This window comes from Campylobacter showae CC57C, from assembly GCF_000344295.2.
In the GTDB taxonomy this organism is placed as follows: Bacteria; Campylobacterota; Campylobacteria; order Campylobacterales; family Campylobacteraceae; genus Campylobacter_A; species Campylobacter_A showae_B.
This window is the reverse complement of record NZ_AOTD01000046.1, coordinates 1-1,476: the sequence shown is the minus strand read 5'-3', so window position 1 is coordinate 1,476 and position 1,476 is coordinate 1. Positions and strand designations below refer to the sequence as shown.

The 1,476-nt window shown below is 52.3% G+C and carries 1 protein-coding gene; it reads left to right on the top strand.

The features are described 5' to 3' along the window. Window positions 1-1,447: flavocytochrome c (locus tag H740_RS02010; RefSeq protein WP_002950752.1), on the top strand; the 1,447-nt coding region annotated here is incomplete at its 5' end. Window positions 1,448-1,476 lie beyond the last annotated feature (29 nt).

The window sequence follows — 1,476 nt, the reverse complement described above, 5'->3', positions numbered from 1 at the left end:
AGACGTCAAATTTGACGAAGAGTGGGACGTGATCATCATCGGCTCGGGCTTTGCGGGGCTTGCGGCGGGCTTAAAAGCGGCGCAAAAAGGCAGCAAGGTACTAATCCTGGAAAAAATGGGTCGCATCGGCGGTAACTCCGTAATCAACGGCGGCGGCATGGCGGTCGCCAACAACCCGGTGCAAGCAAAAACCAACATCAAAGACAGCAAAGAGCTATTCATCGCCGACTGTCTAAAAGCCGGTCTTGGTATCAATCACACCGAACTTTTGGAGACCTTGGTCGATCGCGGTATGGACGCGTATAACTTCCTAGTTGAAAACGGCGTTCAGTTTAAAGAGCACTGCGCGCACTTCGGTGGTCACACTGTAGCCCGCTCGCTGCTAACCACAAACGACTCGGGTTCAGGCTACATCCAGCCGATGCTTGAGAAATTTGAAGCACTAAAAGACAAAGGCTGCGAGCTTCGCCGCCGCGCCAAATTTGACGACTTCGTGCTGGATGAGAGCGGCCGCGTCGTGGGTGTAACGATCAGAGAGGAGTATAGATTCGACGATAAGCTTTACAGCGACGACCTAGAAAACACTAGCGGTACGAAAAAAACGCTAAAAGCAAACAAGGGCGTCGTTTTGGCAGCCGGCGGATTTTGCCGTGATAAGGCATTTAGAAAGCTTCAAGACCCGAGGATTCCGGACGACGTCGATAGCACGAACCACCCGGGAGCTACTGCGGGTGCGTTGCTAAAAGCATTTGAGATCGGTGCGTATCCCGTTCAGGTCGACTGGATACAGTTTGGTCCGTGGGCGAGCCCGGACGAAAAGGGCTTCGGCACCGCTCCGATCCTAACTCAGCAAGGTACCTTTAAATACGGCATCGCGGTCGATATCCGTACCGGCAAGCGCTTTATGAACGAGCTAGCCGACCGCAAAACCCGCGCGGACGCAGAGTTTAAAATTTTACGCGAAAAACCGGGCGCGTATCCGATAACCTTCGCCGACACCAAAATGGCGTTTAAAGACCTAAGCGAAGAGATTATCCAAAAAGGCATGGGTAGCGGCAAGATAGTTGGCGAGTGTGCTACGCTCGATGACATCGCTAAAAAATACGGCGTGCCTGCCGATGCGCTAAAAGAAACCGTCAAGAAATATAACGAAGGCGTCAAGGCTAAAAAGGACGAATTTGGCAAACAAGAAAGCGCGCTAAGCGAGATTAACGAGGCAGGACCGTTCTACGTCATCCGCTTATCGCCGAAGCCTCACCACACCATGGGCGGGCTAAAAATCAATACCAAAGCCGAGGTTATTTCAAGCAAGACGAACAAACCGATCCCAGGCCTATATGCAGCAGGCGAGATCACGGGCGGCACGCACGGCGCGAGCAGACTCGGTACTGTTGCGATCACCGATTGTATAGTGTTTGGGATGATTGCCGGAGAAAATCTGGCTTAAATTTGCGGCGTCTTTTGAGCGTCTTTGAA